This is a genomic window from Leptolyngbya sp. FACHB-671, assembly GCF_014695745.1.
Taxonomy (GTDB): domain Bacteria; phylum Cyanobacteriota; class Cyanobacteriia; order Elainellales; family Elainellaceae; genus JAAUTN01.
In genome coordinates, this window is the sequence record NZ_JACJOV010000048.1 from 214,531 (window position 1) to 236,359 (window position 21,829).

Genomic DNA, 21,829 nt, shown 5'->3' on the forward strand with positions numbered 1-21,829 from the left:
GTTTGCAAACCAACGGTGTGTATGAATTTGAAGTAACAAAACTGGTGAACCGCGAGGAGCTTTAGCAACAATTTTCACAAACCTTTGGGTCTGCTCTAAACTAAATGAGAGAGATTCAGGCTGCCGCAGTTAGTTGAGAATGCCTGGGTCCTGTTTTTTCTTTCTCACTTGTGTTCATGCCTCAAAATTTGCTTGCGTCGGTGATGCCCGATAACGATGCGCCGTCCAACTTTGCCCGCAGCACCACCGCAGAAGCTAGAGGCACCTATGCAGATCCAGAGTGGGTTGAAGTTTTAGTTGATTGCCCCGGTGTACAGGGGCTATTTACCTATCGAACGGGTTCTGTGCAGGTGCAGCCGGGCGATATTTTGAGTGTACCGTTTGGCGCACAGCAGGTGGGGGCGATCGCGATTCGTCTTATCCCCCAACCGCCCCCTGATTTAGACCTATCCAGCATTCGTCAGGTCGAGGAAGTCGTCAGCCCAGGCTTCTTTCCACCAACCTACTGGACTCTGCTGCATCAAGTCGCAGACTACTACTGTGCCACCCTGATGCAGGTGGTGCGGGTGGCGTTGCCGCCGGGGCTGTTGGGGCGATCGCAGCGACGCATTCGATTAACAGATTTAGCTAAATCTTTGTTTAGTTCAACTGCGGACCCTACTGCGGTACTTGATCCCGCAGCAATGCAAGTTTTGGGCAAGCTGCAGGCGCAAAAAGACGGAGACTATACCTGGCAATACTTGCAGCGACAGATCCGTGGGGCAAGTCGGGGACTACAACAACTGTTACAGCTAGGCTGGGTAGAGAGCTATTTAGAACCTCCTACTGGCGTGCGCCCAAAACGGCAGCAGGCAGTTGTGCTGACCGCTAACCCACCAGACGTTTCGCTCAGTCCCAGGCAACAGGAGATTGTAGACGTACTGAAGCGGCGCGGCGGCGACCTGTGGCTCCAGGAACTGTTGCAGCTTTGCCACACTAGCTCGTCGGTGCTAAAAGCGCTGGAGCAAAAGGGGTTTGTAGTGATTCAACCCCGAGAAGTACTGCGTAGCGAAACGGGGCAGTCGCTACAGTCCGACTTACCCAAGCTATTAACGACGGCTCAGGCAGAGGCACTTGCGGCGATCGCTTCCCTCCAGGGCTATGTCCAGGTCTTGCTGCATGGCGTTACCGGGTCGGGCAAAACTGAGGTGTATTTACAGGCGATCGCCCCCATTTTGCAGCAAGGAAAGTCAGCCCTGGTGCTGGTTCCAGAAATTGGCTTAACGCCACAGCTCACCGATCGGTTTCGGGCCCGCTTTGGGGCAAAGGTAAGGGTTTACCACAGCGCTCTATCTGATGGCGAACGCTACGACACCTGGCGACAAATGCTCAGCGGCGCTTCCCAAGTCGTTATTGGTACGCGCTCTGCCGTTTTTGCACCACTGTCTAATTTGGGTCTAATTCTGCTTGACGAAGAACACGACGGCAGCTTCAAGCAAGACCAGCCTGCCCCCTGCTACCACGCCCGCACCGTTGCCCAGTGGCGAGCCAAACTGGAAGATTGCCCGTTAATCTTAGGGTCAGCTACGCCCTCACTGGAAACCTGGGTATCTAGTCGAGTGAACCCTGAAAAGCCCATTTCCTCCTCCCTCGACCCCCTTCCCCTCTACCTTTCCCTACCCAACCGCATCCAGGCACGACCTATGCCACCCATTGAAGTGGTGGATATGCGACGAGAACTAAAACAGGGAAATCGCTCAATTTTTAGCCAGTCGCTCCAGGATGCGCTGCAACAGTTACAGGCTCAGGGGCGACAGGGTTTGCTGTTTATCCATCGACGTGGACACAGCACTTTTGTCTCTTGTCGGAGCTGTGGTTACGTATTGGAATGTCCGCATTGTGATGTCTCGCTGGCATATCATCAAACCCAGGCTGATGCTACATCTTGGCTGCGCTGTCACTACTGTGGCTATGGGCGATCGCAACCTTCTCACTGCCCAGAATGTGACTCTCCTTACCTGAAGCATTTTGGCAGCGGCACCCAGCGGGTGATGCAAGAACTGTCTCGGCAGTTTCCTCAACTCCGCTGTATCCGGTTTGATAGCGACACCACCCGCACCAAAGGCGCGCACCGAACCCTGCTGACCCAGTTTGCTCAGGGGGAATCCGATCTGCTAGTGGGGACGCAGATGTTAACCAAGGGGATTGACTTACCCCAGGTAACGCTGGTGGGCGTAATCGCGGCGGATGGGCTGTTGCATTTAGCGGACTACCGGGCTGGTGAACGGGCTTTTCAAACGCTTATTCAGGTAGCAGGGCGGGCCGGACGGGGAAGCGAACCGGGAAAGGTCATTCTGCAAACCTATTCACCTCAGCACCCAGTAATCGAAGCGGTGCGGCGACACGACTATGAGCCGTTTGTTGCCACTGAGCTGCAACAGCGGCGATCGCTCAACTATCCGCCCTACGGACAACTGCTGCTGTTGAGGTTAAGCAGCCCCGATGCAACAGCGGTGCGTCAGACCGCAGAGAAACTGGCGAGTCAGCTTCGTCCCCTTTGCGATCGCACTCACTGCGAACTGCTAGGCCCTGCACCTGCCGCCATTCCTCGCATTGCCCGCCGTTATCGCTGGCAAATTCTGATAAAGTGTCCGCCTGGCTCTAGTCTGGATCGCCCAGCGCTGATCGAGTTGCGATCGCACTGCCCCGCCCAAGTCAGCCTTACGCTTGATGTAGATCCGCTAAGTCTGCTCTAGTGTCGAGGGTTAAATTTTTGTGCGTACCACACACAAAAATTTAACCCTTTCAATCAGCTTTGAAATATGCTCTATTCCTGCTGCCGCTTGGCTTGCTGCTTTTGCCGACGACGGTGAGAGGCGATGATCGCCTTGTCGACCGGAAAACCTGCGACTGGAATCACCTGAAATTTACGCTCTGCTTCAAGCTGCTTTAGCTCGGCATAATTGATCCAATGAATGCAATCAACCGGACAGGTATCGATCGCCTCTTGAATCAACTCTTCTGAGTCGCCATCTTGCCGAATGACGCGCGATCGCCCGTAGTCAGCTTCGATGTAAAACGTATTGCGGGCAACATGGGCACAGTGTTTGCAGCCAATACAGGTAATTTCATCTACATAGACACCCTTTTGGCGCACCGTACCGCCGAGTTCAGGCTCTAACCCAGTACGCTCAGCCTGGTTTCGCAATTGACCACCAAGTTCAGGCTCAAATCCGGTTTGGGCAGAATTGCCAGGCTGATCGGCTGAGGTAAAGGAAAAATCGCTCATGAGACTAGCATCCTTACAATTCAAACAATCTGCCGATATGCGGCTGATACAAGACAAGGGGCTTAAGCCCCTTGTTCTACACAAAATTCAGTTTGGATTAGGACAGTCATTAAGCGCTCCAGCGCTGAAGTACCAGGCGGATAGAGCCGTCCTTGTTTTGCTCTTGCTCGGCTACCTGAAATCCTTGACGTGAAGTTTCTTCGACTACGGTGTGGTAGGCATAACGCTGAGTCACGCGGCTCAAAAAGCCTTCAACGGTAAGCGGCTGTTGCCAATACTGAAGGTCGGCAATCAGCTCATATTCCTGACCGTTCCAGGTAAAGCCGATATCGTAGCCGTTGTCCTGCTCAATGGCGATCGCCGCATTGCGAGTTTGCCCCCGATATCCTCTGACCTCTTTAGGACCAGCCTGCCAGTCAACCCCAACATCGGTCAACGCAGCTTGCAGAGAAGAAAGGTCACGAATTTGAGTCTTGATTTGGCTAAAGTGTGACATGGGAATTTTGAATAAATTTGAAATGGTGAAATGGACAACTTGAAAAAACAAAACTAGGGAGAAAACTTACCACTCGCTAAAGCTGGCTCTCGTTTCGACAGAGGCAGACTGTTGCACGGGTTGGGCAAAATATTCGGAAGTTTGCTCTTGAGTTAGCACAATACCTAGACGGGCCTCGATTGCAGCAGTAACTTCAGCGCAGGATGAACCTACAATCCCAGTCACCTTTTCCTGGACTCGACCGTCAGGATAAATTACAAACTCAAGTGTTTCCATTCGCCCGTACTACCCTTAACAATTTTTGAACTTTGACTAACAGCGTAGCCACTAAATATTGACTAACAATGTAGCTTCAGGTAGAAATCTGACTACTGCACTACGAGATGATTCTATTAAATTAGGCAGAAGAATTTGAATCAGTCTGAGTCAAAACGTAAGAAAGCTTAATGTAGCCAAGAGTCTGTGCTATCGCTAGTAGTCAGTTTCGCTTAACTTGCCAGTGCAGTCAAGAAACACGGGATAATGAGAGCTTGTTCAAGTTGAGTGAGACGCTATGAGTGGACAAGTCGCAAGGCAGGCACGTTCAGCAACGCAGCCACCGATGCAGGTAGGAGTACTGGGCTTTGGCGGGTTAGGGCAAGCCGCCGCCCGAATGCTTGTGCCAAAGCAAGAAATGATGTGGGTTGCTGCTGCCGATCAAAAAGGCTATGCTTACGCCGGGTCAGGGTTGAACTGGGATGAGTGCGTTGCTGCTTATCAAAAAGGGTCGCTGGGCTATCTAGAGCCAAGCGGAACGTTGAGCAATTCCAGCATTCAAGACTTGATCCAGCAGGCGGGTCAGGTGGAAGGCTATTTTCTGGCACTGCCAAATCTGCCAAATACCTTTATGGCAGAGGTAGCGCGTCAGTTCATTCAGTCAGGTTGGCGCGGCGTGCTGGTCGATGCGATTAAACGCACCAGTGCGGTTGAACAACTGCTGCACTTGAGTGACGACCTGCAAGCAGCCGGAATTACTTACCTGACCGGATGTGGTGCAACGCCAGGGCTGTTGACGGCAGCAGCAGCGATCGCCGCCCAAAGCTACGCCGAAATTCACCAGGTAAAAATCACTTTTGGGGTCGGTATTGCCAACTGGGAAGCTTATCGCGCTACCATCCGCGAAGATATTGCTCACCTGCCGGGTTATGACACCGAATCTGCCCGCCAGATGACCGACGCCGAAGTTGAAGCACTGCTCGACCAGACCCACGGGCTGCTCACCTTGGAAAATATGGAACACGCTGACGACATCATGCTAGAGCTAGCTGGCATTTGCAGTCGCGATCGTGTCACCGTCGGCGGAGTTGTCGATACTCGTAACCCCAAAAAGCCACTCAGTACCAACGTCAAAATCACCGGACGCACTTTCGAGGGCAAAATCTCTACCCACACGTTCACGCTGGGTGACGAAACCAGTATGGCAGCGAACGTCTGCGGACCTGCCTTTGGCTACCTCAAAGCCGGAATCAGCTTGCATCGGCGGGGCATCCACGGGCTATTTACTGCCGCTGAGGTCATGCCCCAGTTTGTCCGCTGAATAGTATGAATCCGATTGCGCCATTCTAAACGCACGTCGTGCGGCTAAATGGTGCAGAGCCGTATCACCTGCAGTGTGGGTGATACAGTTCTGCGCGTCTATAGAACTGCACTAAATCTAGTGCATTTGGCTGTTGACATCCTTTTGGTGTTGTGGGGTTTAACACCTTAAGGGTCGACCACCATTTGAACTTGGGACAAGACGGGTAAGAATGATGAAGTTTACATTCCCTAACGTTCGGGTTGAGCTGCTGTAAGCGTACTTTCTTCTAAGCCAAAAATGTTCGATTTATCCAAAAGCAACCTCTCACCGCTGTTGATTGAAGACCAGAACACCCCTGAAACTCAGGACTCGTGGAAACATTCATTCCCTAGCAAAAATATTAGGAAGCTACCAGATCGGCTAGCCCGTCCCTGGATCAAGGTTGGACTTGGCTGTGGGGCGATCGCCCTTCTAGGAGCAGCAGGACTATTCTGGCGCTTTGCCCAATCCCAAAAGCCTCCCAGCGTTTGGATTTCTGGCATAGAAGTGTCTCAATCAGAGGCATCAAAAATCATTTCGTCGCCGCGTCCGACCCTCAACTCATTGTCCAGCCCGATTCCCCTCGCGGTTAATCAGACCAAATCCAAGCCAGACTCAGCCATCTCTAAGGTTTTTCCCCGAGAGATTGACTTGAAGATTGGGGAAACTGTCTCCATTCAAGGAGACCTAGAAGCCAGCACCCAGCCCTATATGCTGCAAGCCAAGCAGGGGCAAATTTTGACTGTGAGGCTACAAGGGGAAAATGTAGAAATGCAGGTACTGCAAGCAAACCAGCAACCCGTTGCTACTAACACTAGCCAAACTGCCACTTGGAGCGGTCAATTACCCGCCGATGATCACTACTTCATCCAAGTTTCTGGTGCTGGCTCCTATGCTCTCAGCGTCACTCTATTGCCGTCGCCTTAGACCCTTGAGCAACGTTTGAGTGACGTTATATTGCTTCAAAATCTATTGCTTGCCTCCGAGCATCATTCGGGTGACTAAAGAACGCCATAGCCAATCAGGCAGAATAGCGTGCATCAACAGGAAGGCTTCGCCATGTGGAGAATAGCGCAACCTTGGTGAGCGATCGCTTGCAGCCCGATAAATCGCTTTAGCAACCCCTTCCGGACCAGGCAACGAGTCATTTATTCCTTCGCTGAACTGCTTCATGCGCTCAACTAAATCAACATAGTCGGGATGTTTTACCCAAATTGAACCCTGATTGATGAAATTTGTTTTAATTCCACCTGGTTCAATGATCTTGACCTGAATGTTGAAACGCCGCAGTTCATATCGTAAAGCTTCAGAAAGCCCTTCCACAGCCCATTTCGTCGCGTGGTAAGAGGAAGTCAGTGGAAAAGCAAGGCGACCTCCGATGGAAGCAACATTGACAATAGTGCCGCCTCCTTGCCGTTTCAGAATTGGCAGGACGATTTGCATCGTAGACACTAACCCAAACACGTTGGTTTGAAACTGTCGCTCTAATTGCTCAGGTGTAACCCCTTCGAGTGGACCCATGAGCGCATATCCAGCATTATTCACCAGTACATCAATTTGCCCAAAAGACTCTACTGTCTCACGCACTGCACTCTCAATCGTTTCAGGAGATGTGAGATCAAGACGGGGACAGATGATTTTTTCTGATTTTGTCCAGCTTTTTGGGGTGGGTGCTCGCATTGTTGCTGCCACATTCCAGCCCTTTTGAAGAAAATACTTGGCAGTTGCTTCACCAATTCCACCTGAAGCACCTGTAATCAAAACTGTTTTACTCATGCTTGATATCGATTTCAAAGTACTAGCTGATATCAGGCAGCGTAAACTATGGAGTATACTCCATAGTCAAGTCAATCTTGTAAGGTTTAAGTTGCTGCAATGCTAATTGGTGAACTGTCTAAGAAAACAGGATTATCGAAAGATACAATTCGGTTTTACGAAAAGATAGGACTAATTGTGGCAAGCGATCGCTGTGCAGGAACAAGACTCTACAAGGAATACAGCTCAGAAACGATAGAGCGCCTGCTAATGATTAATCAAGGCAAAAGACTGGGATTTACGCTGAACGAAATGAAACAATTGCTCGATGAGTGGAGCGGCGGCACGATTCCCAAGCAAGAGCAAATCAAAATCATTGAACGCAAAATTGAAGAAATCACTGAAAAAACACAACAGTTAAACACAATTAAAACTTATCTCGTCAACAAACTGAACAAGCTAAACGAAGAAGTAATACCGTAGGTTGGGTGACAGGTTTAACTTTGCGAGAACAGCGACGACAACGCTAGCCACACTACCAAATCTTTGCCATCTGCAAAACGAATCCAGGTAGTTCTGGGTCAGCGCTAACCGATGCAGGGTCGTTTAAGATTTCGGGTCTTTGGTTGGGTCGATAGAGATGAACGGTGCGGTTCTTGCGGTCAATCAGGAAACCTAGCAACGTGCCATTGTCAATGTACTCCTGCATTTTGGCTTGGAGTCCGCTGAGCGTGTCACTAGAAGACCGTAGCTCTATGACAAAATCTGGACAGATGGGCGCAAATGAAGCTTTTTGTTCTTCCGTTAGTGCATTCCAACGATCGCACTTAATCCATGAAGCATCGGGCGATCGCGTTGCTCCATTCGGGAGAGTAAAGCCAGTGCTGGAATCAAAGCCAACTCCTGTACCATCCTGCTCTGCCCAACTTCCAAGCTGAACAGCAAGGTTGAAATTGGGGTTGCCCGTGTCAGAAAAGGCAGGTGGCATGATAATCACTTCCCCGGTCGCAGTTCGCTCAATCCGAAGATCTTGATTAGCCTGACAAAATTCGTAGAACTGTTCATGGTTCATGGTGGCGATCGAGGGGAGATTCACCGTCAGGGGAATGCTTTCGGTTTAGATGAGTAATGTTGTCATAGCCGATCTTCCTGATTGCGGATGTCATAGATTTACCCCAGATCACGTTCGAGAGCTTCGCTGCTGATAGACACAGCAGCGAAACAAAATGACTGTAAACCACTGCCTCATTGTAGGTTGGGTGAAGCAGGGCGGAACCCAGCAACCGTAGAGTCTAAGTTCGTTGGGTTTCATGCTTCAACCCAACCTACGCTGTTAAACATACAAAATTTTTCTCACTACTGAGCTCCAGCTTCCTCCCAGTTAAAAAAGTTGAGGCTTGGAAACTAGACAAAAAAGAAGAGGGAACGCAACAGTGTTGCGTTCCCTCCTAAACTAACTAGATAGTTTTCCTAACCCTCGATCGCCTCCTTAGTCTCCGATTCCAAATCAGCATAACCGGGAGTTGCGGGATTGGGTGCTGGCTGAATCGTGGTGATGGTTGGCTGAAGCATGGGAGTCAACAGCACCGCGTTATTCGCTAGGGTGAACAGCGGATTCGAGAGAATGCCTGCGAGTGAAGTGGTCACCAGGGCAAATACCACGCCAACTTGAAGAGGACGCATCCCTGGCAAATTCCAATTTACAGCAGGGTAGTTCTTCACTGCTTCGGACATTTCTTCTGGCTCTTTCACCACCATCATCTTGACGACGCGGATGTAGTAGTAAATCGAGATCACGCTGGTGATTAGTCCTAGCAGCACTAGCCAGTAAGCTCCAGCTTGCCAACCTGCCCAGAACAGATAGAGTTTGCCAAAGAAGCCTGCCAGTGGCGGAATTCCCCCCAAGGAGAGCAAGCAAACGCTGAGGCAGAGGGTGAGCAGTGGGTCTTTTTGGTACAGTCCACTGTACTCGCTGATTTCGTCGGTGCCCGTTCGCAGGGTGAACAGGATGATGCAGGCAAAGCCGCCCAGGTTCATGAACAGGTAGATCAGCAGGTAAAAGATCATGCTGGCGTAACCTGCCTCGGTGCCCAGGACTAACCCGATCATGACGAAGCCTGCTTGACCAATGGAGGAATAAGCCAGCAGTCGCTTCATACTGGTTTGAGCCAGAGCGACCACATTTCCCAAGAGCATACTGAGAATTGCCAAAGCCGCCAGGACAAAGTGCCACTGCTCGGAAACGGCAGGGAAAGCGCTGACTAGCAGGCGAATTGCCAGAGCAAATCCAGCAGATTTGGAGCCAACGGAAAGGAATGCGACAACGGGAGTTGGGGAGCCTTCGTACACGTCGGGAGTCCACTGGTGGAAGGGGACGGCAGCGATTTTGAAGGCGATTCCAGCGATCACAAAGACCAGGGCAATCAGCAGTCCGATGGATTGGTCAACGTTGTTGGCAAGAATGTTGGCGGTGATGGCGGTGAGGCGAGTTTCACCACCGGACAGACCGTAGAGCAAAGAAATCCCGTAAAGGAAAATTGCCGAGCTAGAAGCGCCGATCAGCAGGTATTTCAATGCTGCTTCGTTGGAGCGGGGATCGCGCTTCATGTAGCCCGTCAGCAGGTAGGAGGAGATGCCCAGCGTTTCAAAGGACACGTAGGTCATGACTAGCTCGTCTGCCCCTGCCATGAACATGCCGCCCAAGGTCGCAGTCAGCAGAATCACGAGAAATTCTGCCAGGGAGGTGCCTGACTGCTCAACATAGCGAACGGACATGAGGATGGTCAGTGCCGCCGAGAGGGCAATGATCACTCGGAAGATAACGCTAAGAGAATCGCTGTTAAACCCTCCTAAAAAGGAAATGGAGTTGGGGTTATTCCACTGGAAGTAGAGGGCGACGACTGCGGCTAGCAATCCGGCGATCGCCACATAGGGTGTCCAGCGTGAAGACGTTCGTCCCACAATCAGATCACCGACCAAAACCAGAAGCAGAGTGGCAATAATGATCCCCTCTGGCAGGATGGTTCCGGCGTTGAGTTGGGCTACGAGGTTGGCAAAATCCATAAATTTTGACTGGGTTAAACGAGATCGGCAGGTTAAAGGATGAACGAGATTAAATAATTTGGAACAGGGCAAAGCAGCAATCGGTCAAGAGTTACCCGTGATTCCAACCGTTAGTGACCTTTTGTGCAGTCTGATCGCAGTCCTTCCATAGTGGATCATACCTTGCAAACCTGGTTAATCTGGGGCGATCGCCACAATCTCACCCTTGATTTCTACTGATATCCGCTATAAGTAGAGATCAGAGTATCGACTCACACTGTTGCATCAAACCCTTAACCCTGGTTAGGTTGAAAGTTAATCTTTTGCATTTGCATCTCGTTACGCCAGTACAGTGAAGGCTAGAGTGAAGTTCAGAATCTGAATAATCTCGTGACCATCACCTGCTGCTCGTCATCGTTGCAGTCTACAGGTCAACTCTTGGTTTCCTTTTGAAGCGCGATTGAGCCTTATGTCAACTCTCGTCATCGTCGAATCTCCCACCAAAGCTCGGACTATTCGCAACTACCTGCCTTCGGGCTATCAGGTAGAAGCGTCGATGGGGCATGTCCGCGACCTGCCGCAATCCGCCAGCGAAATCCCGCCCCAGGTGAAGGGAGAAGAGTGGGCAAAAATTGGAGTCAACGTTGACGCTAATTTTGAGCCGCTGTATGTCATTCCGAAAGACAAAAAGAAGGTTGTCAAAGCGCTCAAGGACGCACTTAAAAACGCTCAAGAGCTAGTGCTGGCAACCGACGAAGACCGTGAGGGCGAGAGCATTAGCTGGCACCTGCTGCAAGTGTTGAAGCCGAAAATTCCGGTCAAGCGGATGGTGTTTCACGAAATCACCGAAGACGCAATTCAAGAAGCTTTAACAAATTGCCGCGATGTCGATGAGCAGTTAGTTCATGCCCAGGAGACCCGACGAATTTTGGATCGACTGGTAGGCTACACGCTGTCGCCGCTGCTATGGAAGAAAATCGCCTTTGGATTGTCGGCCGGTCGGGTTCAGTCGGTATCCGTGAGACTGTTAGTCAGCCGTGAACGCCAGCGACGCGCCTTCCGCAAAGGTTCCTACTGGGATCTGAAGGCGATGCTGACGAAAGACGAAACGCCGTTTGAAGCTCGTCTGGTAACACTGGGTGGCACTCGGTTGGCAACAGGCAGCGACTTTGACGAATCGACTGGACAAATCGTTGCCGGTCGAGAGGTACTGCTGCTAAATGAGGCAGAGGCAAGAGCACTTCAGGAACGGCTCCAGGAAAGTGAATGGACAGTTTCTAACCTGGAAGAGCGGTCTTCTACCCGCAAACCCTCTGCCCCCTTTACCACCTCGACGCTTCAGCAGGAAGCAAACCGCAAACTGCGGCTGAGCGCACGGGAAACCATGCGAACGGCACAAAACCTGTATGAGCAGGGCTACATCACCTATATGCGGACGGACTCGGTGAATCTGTCACAGCAGGCGATCGCCGCTGCCCGCAGTTGCGTCGAGCAGATGTATGGCACCAACTATCTAAGCCCCGAACCTCGCCGCTATTCCACCAAAAGCAAAGGTGCACAGGAAGCCCACGAAGCCATTCGTCCGGCAGGTAGCACCTTTCGCACGCCTCAAGAAACGGGGTTAGATGGTCGGGAACTGCGGCTCTATGACCTGATCTGGAAGCGCACTGTCGCAACTCAGATGGCAGAGGTGCGTCAGACCCACATCACTGCTCAAATTCAAGTCGCAGATGCTAGCTTCCGCGCCACGGGCAAGCGAATTGATTTTCCGGGCTTCTTTCGGGCATATGTGGAAGGTTCCGATGATCCCAACGCGGCGATCGAAGACCAGGAAGTGATTTTGCCAACGCTGCAAGTTGGGGATCACCCGGGTTGCACGGAATTGGAGGCGATCGGACATGAAACCCAACCGCCTGCCCGCTACACCGAAGCTTCTCTAGTGAAAATGCTGGAAAGCGAAGGCATCGGTCGTCCCAGCACCTATGCCAGCATTATTGGCACGATTATTGATCGGGGCTATGCCCAAATGGTTAACAACAGCCTGGTTCCTACCTTTACCGCTTTTGCGGTCACAGCGCTCTTAGAAAAACACTTCCCTGACCTGGTCGATACCAGCTTCACGGCTCGCATGGAGCAAACTCTGGACGAAATTTCCACAGGCGAGGCGGACTGGCTGCCCTACCTGAAAGAGTTTTACCTGGGCGAGGCTGGGCTTGAAACGCAGGTCAAAGAGAGAGAAAGCCAGATTGACCCGAACGAAGCACGGGCAGTCGAGCTAGAAGGGCTAGCGGCAAAAGTGCGAATTGGGCGCTATGGTCCATACATTGAGGTCGAAAACGGCGGTGGACCCGTTAAAGCCTCAATTCCACAAGACCTGACCCCAGCTGACCTTGACCCAGATCAGGTAGAAGTACTGCTGCGCCAAAAAACTGAAGGGCCAGACAAGGTCGGATTCCACCCTGAAATAGGCGAACCGATTTACATGCTGATTGGTGCCTATGGTCCTTACGTGCAGTTAGGCGATGTCACGGAGGAGAACCCCAAACCCAAACGTGCCTCTTTGCCCAAAGGCGTGAAGATGGAAGATGTCACGCTGGAAATGGCGATAGGGCTGCTGGCTTTGCCTCGTCTACTAGGCGCTCACCCCGAAACGGGTGCTAAAGTTCAGGCAAACCTGGGACGGTTTGGTCCGTATGTGGTTCACGATCAGGGTAAGGAAGGCAAAGACTATCGATCTTTAAAGAAAGACGATGATGTGCTGACGGTCACGCTAGAGCGGGCATTAGAGCTACTTGCAGAACCAAAGAGCGGACGCGGTAAGCGCAAAGCAGCAGCTAAGCCGCTGCGTGAACTGGGTGTCCATCCCGCCGATAATGAGCCAGTTAACATTTACGACGGGCCTTATGGTCCTTACATTAAGCATGGCAAGGTGAATGCTTCACTGCCAGAAGGCGCAACCGTTGAGTCTGTAACGCTAGAAGTAGCAGTAAAGCTCTTGGCTGAAAAGGCTGGCACCAAGACCAAGGCAAAGTCTACTCGCGGACGTAAGGCACCCAAAGCGGCTGAGATCGAGGTAGACGATATCGACACAGATGACCTTGAGACAGACGAGGTCAATGAGGTAGAAGAGTCAGCCAACGGTAAAAGCAAAACGACTAAGTCCGCTGCTAGCCGCAAAACGACAAAAACCAGTTCAACCTCATCGAAGTCGACGCGATCGCGCACAACCAAAACGGGTTCTACCCGCAGGACCAGCAAATCGAGTAAATCTAGCTAGTCCTTGCTAGGACAGCGTTGAGGTAACGTCGCACGAGGTACTGCTGTTGCTCAGCGGTAAATTTTTCAGGGTTAATTACTAACTCTGTTCCGATACCGTCAACAAGCGCAATCAGGGCATTTGCTTCTTGAAGATTCTGTTGGGTATTTGAATGCAGCGTCTAGATCTTCGACTTCTCTAAAGAAGTCGAAGATCTCAATCCCTGGGGGTGCTGTTTTTACAGATCGGGAAAAACTTCCTTCACCGCCGGATGCACCAGTTGATGATTGTGGACGTTTAGCCCTTTGCCCAGTGCCGGATCGACATCCAATGCTTTGATGCCATAGTTAGCTAGCTTCAGCACGTAGGGGAAAGTGCTGTTGTTAAGTGCCTGAGTTGCAGTCCAGGGAACGGCTCCTGGCATATTAGGTACACCATAATGCACGACTCCTGACTCAACATAGGTGGGATGGCTATGAGAAGTGGGGTGCAGCGTTTCAATGCAGCCACCCTGGTCAACCGCAACGTCTACAATGACTGAACCGGGACGCATCTTTTCAACGATGGCGCGAGTTACTAACACAGGTGCTTTGCGACCTGGCACCAACACCGCCCCCACCAACAGATCGGCATCAGGAACGACGGCTTCAACTTGAGGAGCAGTGCTGTAAAGTAGCTCAACCCTGGAGCCAAAGAGCGTTTCTAGATAAGCCAGGCGTTCTACGCTGATGTCGAGAATCTGCACCTGAGCGCCCAGTCCGATCGCCATCTTCGCGGCTTCAGTTCCGACGACACCACCGCCCAAAATCACAACTTTTCCAGGACGCACACCCGGTACGCCGCCCAAAAGAACACCTCGTCCACCCTGCTGCTTTTCGAGAAAGCGTGCTCCAAACTGCACTGAGAGTCGTCCGGCAATGATGCTCATTGGGGTTAGCAGAGGCAGCGTCCGATTAACCTCGACCGTTTCATAGGCGATCGCCGTCACCCCCGACTCAATCAGTCGCTCGGTCAGAGGCCGACCTGCTGCCAAATGCAGATAGGTAAACAAAAGTTGCCCCTGCTGAATCAGAGGATACTCAGGAGCCAGTGGTTCTTTCACCTTAACTACCAGTTCATGGTTCCAGACATCTTCAGGCTGCAACACAATCTTTGCTCCTGCCTGAACATAATCCTCATCGGTAAAGCCTGCCCCAATTCCTGCCTCGGTTTCGACAAAAACCGTATGACCGCTATCACACAAAACTCTCACACTGTTTGGACTCAACCCCACCCGAAACTCTAGATCCTTCGTTTCCTTGGGCACACCAATTTCCATTGCTACCTCGTTGATAACCCATCTTTCTAGCTTAGGTGGGATTTGAGGGGGTTGGGGTTTATTAGATCTTCTGCGTGAATGGTAGCGGGACTGAGCAGCACTACCATTCACGCTTCAAGTGATTTATGCAGGAGGTTTTTGATCGGGACAGTCTCGATTTTCTAAAGAACCATCGGGGAAAGTGGTGCCGCACAGAAATGCAGCTTTGAGGTTGTTGGGGTCAACGACAGTTTTCCAGAGGTTTGCCTGACTCAGATTAGTTCGGCTAAAGTTGGCATCGATTAAAACGGCACCAATCAGATTTACCTCATTTAGATCGGCACCGTTTAGCTCCACCCCATACAAATCAGCTCCATCCAACGTTGCGCCGTCCAAGATTGCCCCCGTTAGAACAGCCTGGTTAAGCTTGGCGCGGTGTAGCCTGGTTCGACGGAGATTTGCCCCGATCAAGCGTGTGGCTCTCAGGCTTGTTTCAGAAAGATTGCCCTGACTAAAATCAACGCGATTGAGAATTGCACCATCTAGAGTTGAGCCACTTAAGTTAACTTGATTGAGGTTTGCCCCCTCAAACACCGCATTAATTAACAGGCTATTTGTTAGGATTGCTTGACTCAAATCAACTCGGCTGAGATTTGCTTGGCTCAAATTGGTTCGGTTTAAGTTTGCCTGATTTAAGTTCGCGGCGCTGAGATTGGCATAGCTGAGATTGGCAGTGTCCAGGTTGGCATTGCTCAAGTTTGCGCAATTCAAGTTTGCTTGGCTGAGGTTCGCATGGTTGAGGTTTGCACCACTCAAGTTTGCGCCGCTCAAGTCTGCACTATTCAAATCACAATGACTCAGGTTTGCTTGGGTTAGGTTAGCGCCTCTCAGACATAGCCCACTTAAAGTCAATCCATTCAGATCTTTGGTACGACTCAACTGCCGTAAGGCGATCGCTGCCTCTAATCGCGTCAATTCGTCCTGGCTTACCAGTCGCAGCAAAATAGACTGCACATCAGGATCTTGAGAAATATCTACCTCTTCAGAAACCTCTACATCTGCATCTATCTCTGCATCTGTAGCGACATCATCTGTAGTGATACTACTTGTGCTGACATCATCTCTGGTGACATCATCTGTGGTGATACTGCTAACCGCTAGCTCCACTCCAGTCCCATCAGGTATTGACTCAGAGGTACTGAATTCGGCAAGGGTGGTTTCTATAGCACCCGTTTCTCCGGTATCAGCAAAATCTACTAGGTGATTCGACTCTACGGACGGTTCATGGCGGATCAGCTTGTAACCCATTGAGATTGCCGCGAAGGTACCGACCCCAGCACAAAAAAGCGAAATTTGTCTAACCGTTTTTGCTTCTCGCAGTTTTTCTTCTAGTAGCTGCTCAGGCAAAAACGCCATGCCTAAGGAAAGGACTGTTAATCCAACAGGCAAACCTAACCAAAACAAGTTTGCAGGCGATCGCTCAAGATTACTCAATTCACTCATACCGTCCCATCTTGCTTGACCAAGCTCTGTTTCCTCAGAAGAAGTTTGAGAAGTCTAATTTGTTGCGTTTGTTGCGTCATTCGGTGTAGACGTTTAAGCAAAAGTTCACAGTTTATTTTGAAATCCGTGTGCCAAATGCTACGTCCTTACAAGAGACATTTGCTACTTCTTAAACATTCTCTTAGGCTTTCCTATTTTTCTTTAGAAAAAGATTGATTTTACTAGTTTACACAAGCTATTTTCTAGGAATTTTTGCTAATTCAGGGCGAATAAAAATATCTTTTGCGAGAAATTATTTTTATTTGGCGATTATTCCTGATTCGCCAGGAAAAGCCTGAAAGTCCTATACAGATAGACTACCTATTTCTATCTCTTCAAGCATTTAGCGCATTGAGGAGATAGCAAAAGCCCTTTTTAAAAGAGTTAGTTTTCGGAAAAAGTAAAGAAATAAACTTTCAAAAAAGCGAGATATGAAGGGCGATCGCCCTTCATATTTTTGCCGCAGAAATAAAACCTAATTAGATCAAAAATCCTCTTAAGATCTAACCATTTTCAACCGAAGAAACAACGTATTTAAAGATTTCAAAAAGTTAGAAGAAAATACTAACCATTTCTAACCAAAGTGCATAAGATGTGGCTGTAGCGTTTTCTTCAGTACCCATGACTCAGGCAAGCTCAAGCAGTTCCACCATTTACTTAGCAGGTGACATTGGCACGTCTGGTTCCAAGTTTTTTTACCGGGTTCGCGATGATCAAAAAGAAGCCCTCTGGATGGGGGCAGGCGTAGCTGATGGCTTGACCACTCTGGCGCTCTCAATTTTGAATGCGGGCGGACGTCCTCAAGACCATGCGTGGTTACAAGTCGGCAATGAGGTCATCCTGGTTGGCGATGCCGCAAAAACCTTCGTTGAAGGCAACAGCTTGGTTGAAAATAAGGCAAACCAGGCCGTTTACAAAATTATTGCGGCGCTCGGCGTAATTGCTGAAAAGGAGCGGATGCCCAGCCAATACGAAGCCATCATCTGGCTGCCGCTGCCCCTAACCGAGATGAATACCAAAGACGAAATTGCTGCCAAGCTCACCCAGACCGCCCAAAACTTCCGCTTCCGGGGTATGGCTCAGCAGGTTCGCGTTAGCCTAAAGTTCTGCCCAGAAGGGTTTGGGCTTTACCTCAACCGCAAAGCACAGCTTGACGCGACAGGCATTCCAATTGATCAGCGACGCACCTTCATCTTGATGATGGGCCACAGAAATCTGTCGGTTCTCTGCTTTGAGCAAGGCAGTCTCAAGAGCGCCAAATCTAATTCTGATGGTCCTGGATTCTGGCCTGTGTTTGAGCGGGTTGCCCGTAGCTGTGGTGTGACTCCCGCTGACTATCCCGCCCTGATGGCTGCCCTCTCAACCGGAAAAACCACTCAGGTTTCTCAGGCAAAGGGCGAACTCTATGATTTCGCTGCTGCTGTTGAGGCCGTCAGACAAGCCTACTGGAAAGCCGCTCGGATTTATTTGCAAGACAACCTATTAGGACAGCTTTCTGATGGTACAGCCGACATCATCATCAGTGGTGGTGCCGCCTTCGTCATGCGTCAAACCATTAAAACCTACTTTGATGGGCTACGGATGGCAGACCAGGTGATCTTTGCAGACGGCAAACAAGAAAAGCTAGACGAACTGGTGAATGAACTGCCCGAAGCAACTGATATGCCCTCAATGGTGACGCGGATGTCTGATTGCTATGGCTTGTTCCAGGGGTTGGTGAGCAAGTATAGTGAGGTTCTAGCTTAGCTTGGGCGGGTGCAATGGCTACCAAAACAAAGACCGTTCGCCAGCGAGTTCAGTTTGCCTTCAATGCTGATACAGACTCGGTGGTGGGAGCCGTCTTCCAATATCTGATCAAAAACCATCGCTTCAGCAGTCGGGAGGGGAAACGCAAAGGAGTAGACGCAATCGTCGCCTTTTACAAACCCTTTGCCTACCAGGGCACCGCAATGAGTGAAGGGGAACTTCAGGCGATCGCCCGAGATGCAGTAGAACTCCTCTCCCGACAGATTGAGCTACTTTGCAGCAGCTTTAACATCGAACGTCCCGGCACATTGACCCAACCTTTTTCCTGGAACGACCTCAAAGTTGAGCTAAGGCAAATGCTGAGCGAATCACTCACAGCCGAATTGCTCAGAGTGCATCCAGAACTAGAATCAGCGATCGCCATTCCTGACTCTCTGTTTGCAAACCCAATCACAGATGAAGGGTTTGACTTTGACGAAGAAAACCTGCTGGGCGATTTGTGTAGCAACGCTGAAGCAGCAGCCTAGCCGTGTGCCACGATCATGCTTCAACCCAAGGAGCCAGCTAAAGAGTTGGGACAACAGGCACGACAACAGTACCTATTGCAATCCAGACAAATCATCGGACAACCCGACTTAGACTATTCCACGCTTTATCAGCGCTTTGCTGAGAACGACTGGGCAGCCATCAAGCTCGATGAAGCAGTTGTAATGGCTGCTCTCAAAGCTGGCATCACTCCCAAAACAACAGTCAACATGCTGCATCAAGGTCCTTATGTGCAGTATCAAGTCCACGTCAGACAAGTACCCGTTCTGGCCATGAGCCAGTATGCCAGAGGTACGGTGATTCAGGTGATGCATCAACTGCTGAAAGACCGACGGCGCGGCTCAGGGTGCAACTCCTCTGTAGATCAGTATGACCACCAGTCCAGCATGAAACTTTCGTAAACCTTTCACAATCGAGCCAAGGTTAGCGCGAGTTAATGCCTGAATGGAGAAGTGCATCCTCAGCAAGACCAAAAGTAAACCTCTTGCATTAGACTCCTATATCGGTTTAAGCCCCGCTTCGCTGTCATCACTCCAATCCGACACAGCAGTTTGCAAGAAGTTCAGTTTCTATGAAAAAGAATAACGCTGACAGGCTAAAGCAATGATCAACGAGGAATATCTAGCGCTGCTCAAAGAAGGCGTAGAAGCTTGGAATGAGTGGAGGCGAAAGAATCCGATAATTCCTGACCTAACGCGGGCCGGACTGCATCAGGCAACTCTTAGTGAGGCAAACTTTCGTTGGGCAGACTTAACTCAGGCCAATCTCAACCAGGCTGACCTAACTCAAGCCACTTTTCGCTGGGCAGACCTAACCCAAGCCAATCTCAGTGAAGCTAATCTCACCGAAGCAAATCTTAGTGCAGCAAACCTCAGCCAAACCAATCTCAGTGCAGCGAACCTGGCAGGTGCCAATCTGCGAGATGCAAACCTAACCTCGGCAAATCTAAGTCGCGCAGATTTAAGCAAAGCAGATCTGAGCGGACAGGATCGCAGCGGCGTAATTTTGGTAGGGGCAGACTTAAAGGATGCCAACCTAAGTGGAGCCAATCTGAGCGGTGCCGATTTGACCAGAGCCGACTTGAGTCGGGTAAATTTGAGCGAGGCAGACCTGAGTAATACTGACCTCAGCCGAGCCAATTTAAGTCGCGTAGATTTGAGCAAAACTGACCTGCGTGGAACCAATCTCAGCGGTACAGATTTGAGACGCGCTAATTTAACCGGAGCAGACCTGAGCGGCACAGACCTGCATGGAACTGATCTGCGTGAAGCAACCCTGATTAGAGCTAACTTGAATGGGGCAAACCTAACGGGAGCAAACCTGACTGGCGCAAATCTATTTAAGGCTCAGGCTTTGGGAACCAATTTTACACAAGCGATTCTTGAAGAAACTTGTGTAGAGGATTGGAGTATTGATCGCGAAACGAATTTCAGTGGCGCAATTTTTGCTGCAGTGGGGTTGGATAGCAGTCAATCGATATCCCTGCCTCCCCAATCTTCACGGGCAGTTAGTTTGCAGTCTACCCCTCAGTCAAACCAGGACATTGACTCTGCCTCAGTAGACACAACTCACTCAGCTGATATTGCACCAGAGACGGTTGAGTTGGTGTTTGATGACGGGATTGACTGGCAGGCTTTTCTCCTGGCATTTCAAGATCTGCAGGTGAAGTATGGTGAGCAAAACTTGACGATTCAGGCGATCGCTAATCCCAACGAACTCACCTGCACCATTCAACTCAGCCTCCCTCTAGGAGCAAGCAAAGCAGAACTTGAGGGCCAAGCTAGAACCCTATACAAAGTGCAGTTAAAGGCGCTAGAACTAAGCTATCAGACTGAGTTGCAGGCAACAGATGAGCAAATTGCGACCTATCGACGACAGAGTGCCGATTTGCTAGAAGTAGTGAAATTACAAGCCATCCGAGCTACCCAAACGGAAACACAGTTTGAGGAAGAACACAGTTCATCGGATGGAACTTCTCAAGATCTGTCTAGACGTATCAAAATCACACCTGAAGTTAAAAAGGCGATCGTTAAAGGACTGGACGCTTATGCCCCTCCAGCGCTTAAGCAACCTGTGTTTGAACTAGATGCCTTTGAATCTCCGCGGTTTGACAACAACTCAGAACCTTGAGATGTGTACCTAGTAGTGTGTGCCTGGTTGTGATGGTGATTATGGCAACGGGTAAAACAAATTGACCGTTGCCTACATCAACAACAGTTAGACTCAACAGTTACCCTCAAACAAGTTTGTGAGATTTAGTAGTTAAAACTGCAACTACAAGTAAAACCGCGACTACAAGAACAGAGCCCGTGCGAACGGACTTCAGCTCATTTAGACTTTTTCACCTGCGTAGGCAGGTTTTGTTCATATAGTCGCGACTTCTTATCAAAGCGACCTTGAGAGCTGCCTCTAAGAGGAAATGCTAGCTGCCGCTGCTGCTTTAGAAGCACTGTAACAACCCTTCTTGCCGCGATACCACTTATTATCTTTCAAGCCAACCGAGAGTACGTTAGAAACGCGATCGCGAGCCTGATTGCGAAGTTCTGAAGGCATCTTATCTGTAAAGATGGCACTCACAATGGCCGGAGTTTCCAGCGCTTCATTCGAGTAGGTTTGTAAGACCGTAGAGACCGCATCGGGTAAAGACGCTTGCCCAAACTCTTTCTTCATGTATTGCTGCCAGTTCTCCGTTTTTCGAGAACCTTTAGTGCGAGTTGGGGTTGTTTTCTTTTGGGTGTTATTAGAAGAAGAGGCTTTCCTACCTCTTTTAGGCTTTGTCTCTGGCGCTTCGGTTGCTTCAACAGGCTTAGCTGCTGCAGAACCATTCAGACTATCAATTTTAGGAAGAGCTTCATTAGAACCTCCTTCACGGCCTGGAGCAAAGATTCCAATCACGGTCTGAAGACCTTTACGCTTTTGTTGAAGTGCTTCCAGTTGAGCAGCTAATTCTGTTTCTTGAGTTGCCAGATCAGAGTCAACTTCTAGCAACTTAGTTAAGGTGGGGTCGGAAGCTGGAGCAATTTGAGTACTTGGCACAGTTAGGAGTTCCTCTCTTTTTTAGAAAACTTTGGAGCTTTTGCAAAAAATAGCAATACTCCGGTGTAAGTGAATGTATTTTGAATAATAATTCACAATCTGCTGATTAGAAACAGTTTTTCTACAAGACCCAGCGCAGTTTTAAACAGGGTTGGGGTAGCCCCAAATGAGAGATGTTTTGGGATAAAGACGACACTGCTCAAAATTACTGCCTCAACACAGCTAACCTGGCTCGCAGGAGAACAGTT

19 protein-coding genes are annotated in these 21,829 nt (G+C 50.0%); 9 read left to right on the forward strand and 10 right to left on the reverse strand.

Features of this window, described 5'->3' with window-relative positions:
- Nucleotides 1–176: 176 nt before the first annotated feature.
- Entirely contained in the window at nt 177–2,735 is a 2,559-nt protein-coding gene (gene priA / locus H6F93_RS03900; protein WP_242043293.1) for a primosomal protein N', read from the forward strand.
- 71 nt (nt 2,736–2,806) lie between these two features.
- Here priA and H6F93_RS03905 read toward each other — a convergent pair whose 3' ends face one another.
- The 3 genes from H6F93_RS03905 to H6F93_RS03915 all read right to left on the reverse strand — a co-directional run bounded on the left by H6F93_RS03905 (nt 2,807) and on the right by H6F93_RS03915 (nt 4,040).
- Complete coding sequence (locus H6F93_RS03905; RefSeq protein WP_190679336.1) at nt 2,807–3,268, reverse strand: ferredoxin; 462 nt, start codon at nt 3,266–3,268, stop codon at nt 2,807–2,809.
- Between the two features lie 109 nt (nt 3,269–3,377).
- Nucleotides 3,378–3,764, reverse strand: a complete 387-nt coding sequence (locus H6F93_RS03910) for a DUF1257 domain-containing protein (protein WP_190641538.1) — start codon at nt 3,762–3,764, stop codon at nt 3,378–3,380.
- Nucleotides 3,765–3,830: 66 nt separating this feature from the next.
- Entirely contained in the window at nt 3,831–4,040 is a 210-nt protein-coding gene (locus H6F93_RS03915; RefSeq protein ID WP_190679338.1) for a DUF2997 domain-containing protein, read from the reverse strand.
- Between the two features lie 277 nt (nt 4,041–4,317).
- Between H6F93_RS03915 and bioU the strand changes: the two genes are divergently transcribed.
- Nucleotides 4,318–5,340 (forward strand): (S)-8-amino-7-oxononanoate synthase BioU, encoded by a 1,023-nt coding sequence (gene bioU / locus H6F93_RS03920; protein ID WP_190679339.1) that lies wholly within the window; start codon nt 4,318–4,320, stop codon nt 5,338–5,340.
- Between the two features lie 279 nt (nt 5,341–5,619).
- Complete coding sequence (locus H6F93_RS03925; protein ID WP_190641535.1) at nt 5,620–6,288, forward strand: hypothetical protein; 669 nt, start codon at nt 5,620–5,622, stop codon at nt 6,286–6,288.
- Nucleotides 6,289–6,330: 42 nt separating this feature from the next.
- On the opposite strand, the gene H6F93_RS03930 is transcribed toward H6F93_RS03925, so the two are convergent.
- Nucleotides 6,331–7,137, reverse strand: a complete 807-nt coding sequence (locus tag H6F93_RS03930) for an SDR family oxidoreductase (RefSeq protein ID WP_190679340.1) — start codon at nt 7,135–7,137, stop codon at nt 6,331–6,333.
- Nucleotides 7,138–7,236: 99 nt separating this feature from the next.
- Between H6F93_RS03930 and H6F93_RS03935 the strand changes: the two genes are divergently transcribed.
- Nucleotides 7,237–7,599: a MerR family transcriptional regulator gene (locus tag H6F93_RS03935; protein ID WP_190679341.1), complete on the forward strand. Its 363-nt coding sequence runs from the start codon at nt 7,237–7,239 to the stop codon at nt 7,597–7,599.
- A gap of 52 nt (nt 7,600–7,651) precedes the next feature.
- Here the strand turns inward: H6F93_RS03935 and H6F93_RS03940 are convergent, their stop codons facing one another.
- Together H6F93_RS03940 and H6F93_RS03945 are read right to left on the reverse strand one after the other, a co-directional pair.
- Complete coding sequence (locus H6F93_RS03940) at nt 7,652–8,188, reverse strand: Uma2 family endonuclease (protein ID WP_190679386.1); 537 nt, start codon at nt 8,186–8,188, stop codon at nt 7,652–7,654.
- Between the two features lie 398 nt (nt 8,189–8,586).
- Nucleotides 8,587–10,179: an NAD(P)H-quinone oxidoreductase subunit N gene (locus H6F93_RS03945; RefSeq protein WP_190641531.1), complete on the reverse strand. Its 1,593-nt coding sequence runs from the start codon at nt 10,177–10,179 to the stop codon at nt 8,587–8,589.
- A 448-nt stretch (nt 10,180–10,627) separates the two neighbouring features.
- Between H6F93_RS03945 and topA the strand changes: the two genes are divergently transcribed.
- The gene (gene topA, locus H6F93_RS03950) at nt 10,628–13,435 is read left to right on the forward strand and encodes a type I DNA topoisomerase (protein WP_190679342.1); all 2,808 of its coding nucleotides are present in this window, start codon (nt 10,628–10,630) and stop codon (nt 13,433–13,435) included.
- On the opposite strand, the gene H6F93_RS35020 is transcribed toward topA, so the two are convergent.
- From H6F93_RS35020 to H6F93_RS03965, 3 genes are all read right to left on the reverse strand, one after another.
- Nucleotides 13,428–13,592: a TetR family transcriptional regulator C-terminal domain-containing protein gene (locus tag H6F93_RS35020; protein ID WP_190679388.1), complete on the reverse strand. Its 165-nt coding sequence runs from the start codon at nt 13,590–13,592 to the stop codon at nt 13,428–13,430. The two genes, topA and H6F93_RS35020, sit on opposite strands and share 8 nt — an antisense overlap.
- A gap of 60 nt (nt 13,593–13,652) precedes the next feature.
- On the reverse strand, nt 13,653–14,732 hold the full coding sequence (gene ald, locus H6F93_RS03960; RefSeq protein WP_190679343.1) for an alanine dehydrogenase: 1,080 nt from the start codon (nt 14,730–14,732) through the stop codon (nt 13,653–13,655).
- A gap of 123 nt (nt 14,733–14,855) precedes the next feature.
- Nucleotides 14,856–16,214, reverse strand: a complete 1,359-nt coding sequence (locus H6F93_RS03965) for a pentapeptide repeat-containing protein (RefSeq protein ID WP_190679344.1) — start codon at nt 16,212–16,214, stop codon at nt 14,856–14,858.
- A 660-nt stretch (nt 16,215–16,874) separates the two neighbouring features.
- Here H6F93_RS03965 and H6F93_RS03970 point away from each other — a divergent pair.
- The 4 genes from H6F93_RS03970 to H6F93_RS03985 all read left to right on the forward strand — a co-directional run bounded on the left by H6F93_RS03970 (nt 16,875) and on the right by H6F93_RS03985 (nt 20,675).
- On the forward strand, nt 16,875–17,999 hold the full coding sequence (locus tag H6F93_RS03970) for an acetate and sugar kinases/Hsc70/actin family protein (protein WP_190641527.1): 1,125 nt from the start codon (nt 16,875–16,877) through the stop codon (nt 17,997–17,999).
- A 14-nt stretch (nt 18,000–18,013) separates the two neighbouring features.
- Complete coding sequence (locus tag H6F93_RS03975; RefSeq protein ID WP_190641526.1) at nt 18,014–18,526, forward strand: hypothetical protein; 513 nt, start codon at nt 18,014–18,016, stop codon at nt 18,524–18,526.
- Nucleotides 18,527–18,541: 15 nt separating this feature from the next.
- The gene (locus H6F93_RS03980) at nt 18,542–18,946 is read left to right on the forward strand and encodes a hypothetical protein (RefSeq protein WP_190641525.1); all 405 of its coding nucleotides are present in this window, start codon (nt 18,542–18,544) and stop codon (nt 18,944–18,946) included.
- A 202-nt stretch (nt 18,947–19,148) separates the two neighbouring features.
- Nucleotides 19,149–20,675, forward strand: a complete 1,527-nt coding sequence (locus H6F93_RS03985) for a pentapeptide repeat-containing protein (protein ID WP_190679345.1) — start codon at nt 19,149–19,151, stop codon at nt 20,673–20,675.
- Between the two features lie 279 nt (nt 20,676–20,954).
- Here the strand turns inward: H6F93_RS03985 and H6F93_RS03990 are convergent, their stop codons facing one another.
- Nucleotides 20,955–21,581, reverse strand: coding sequence for a hypothetical protein (locus H6F93_RS03990; protein ID WP_190641523.1), 627 nt, complete (start codon nt 21,579–21,581; stop codon nt 20,955–20,957).
- Nucleotides 21,582–21,829 lie beyond the last annotated feature (248 nt).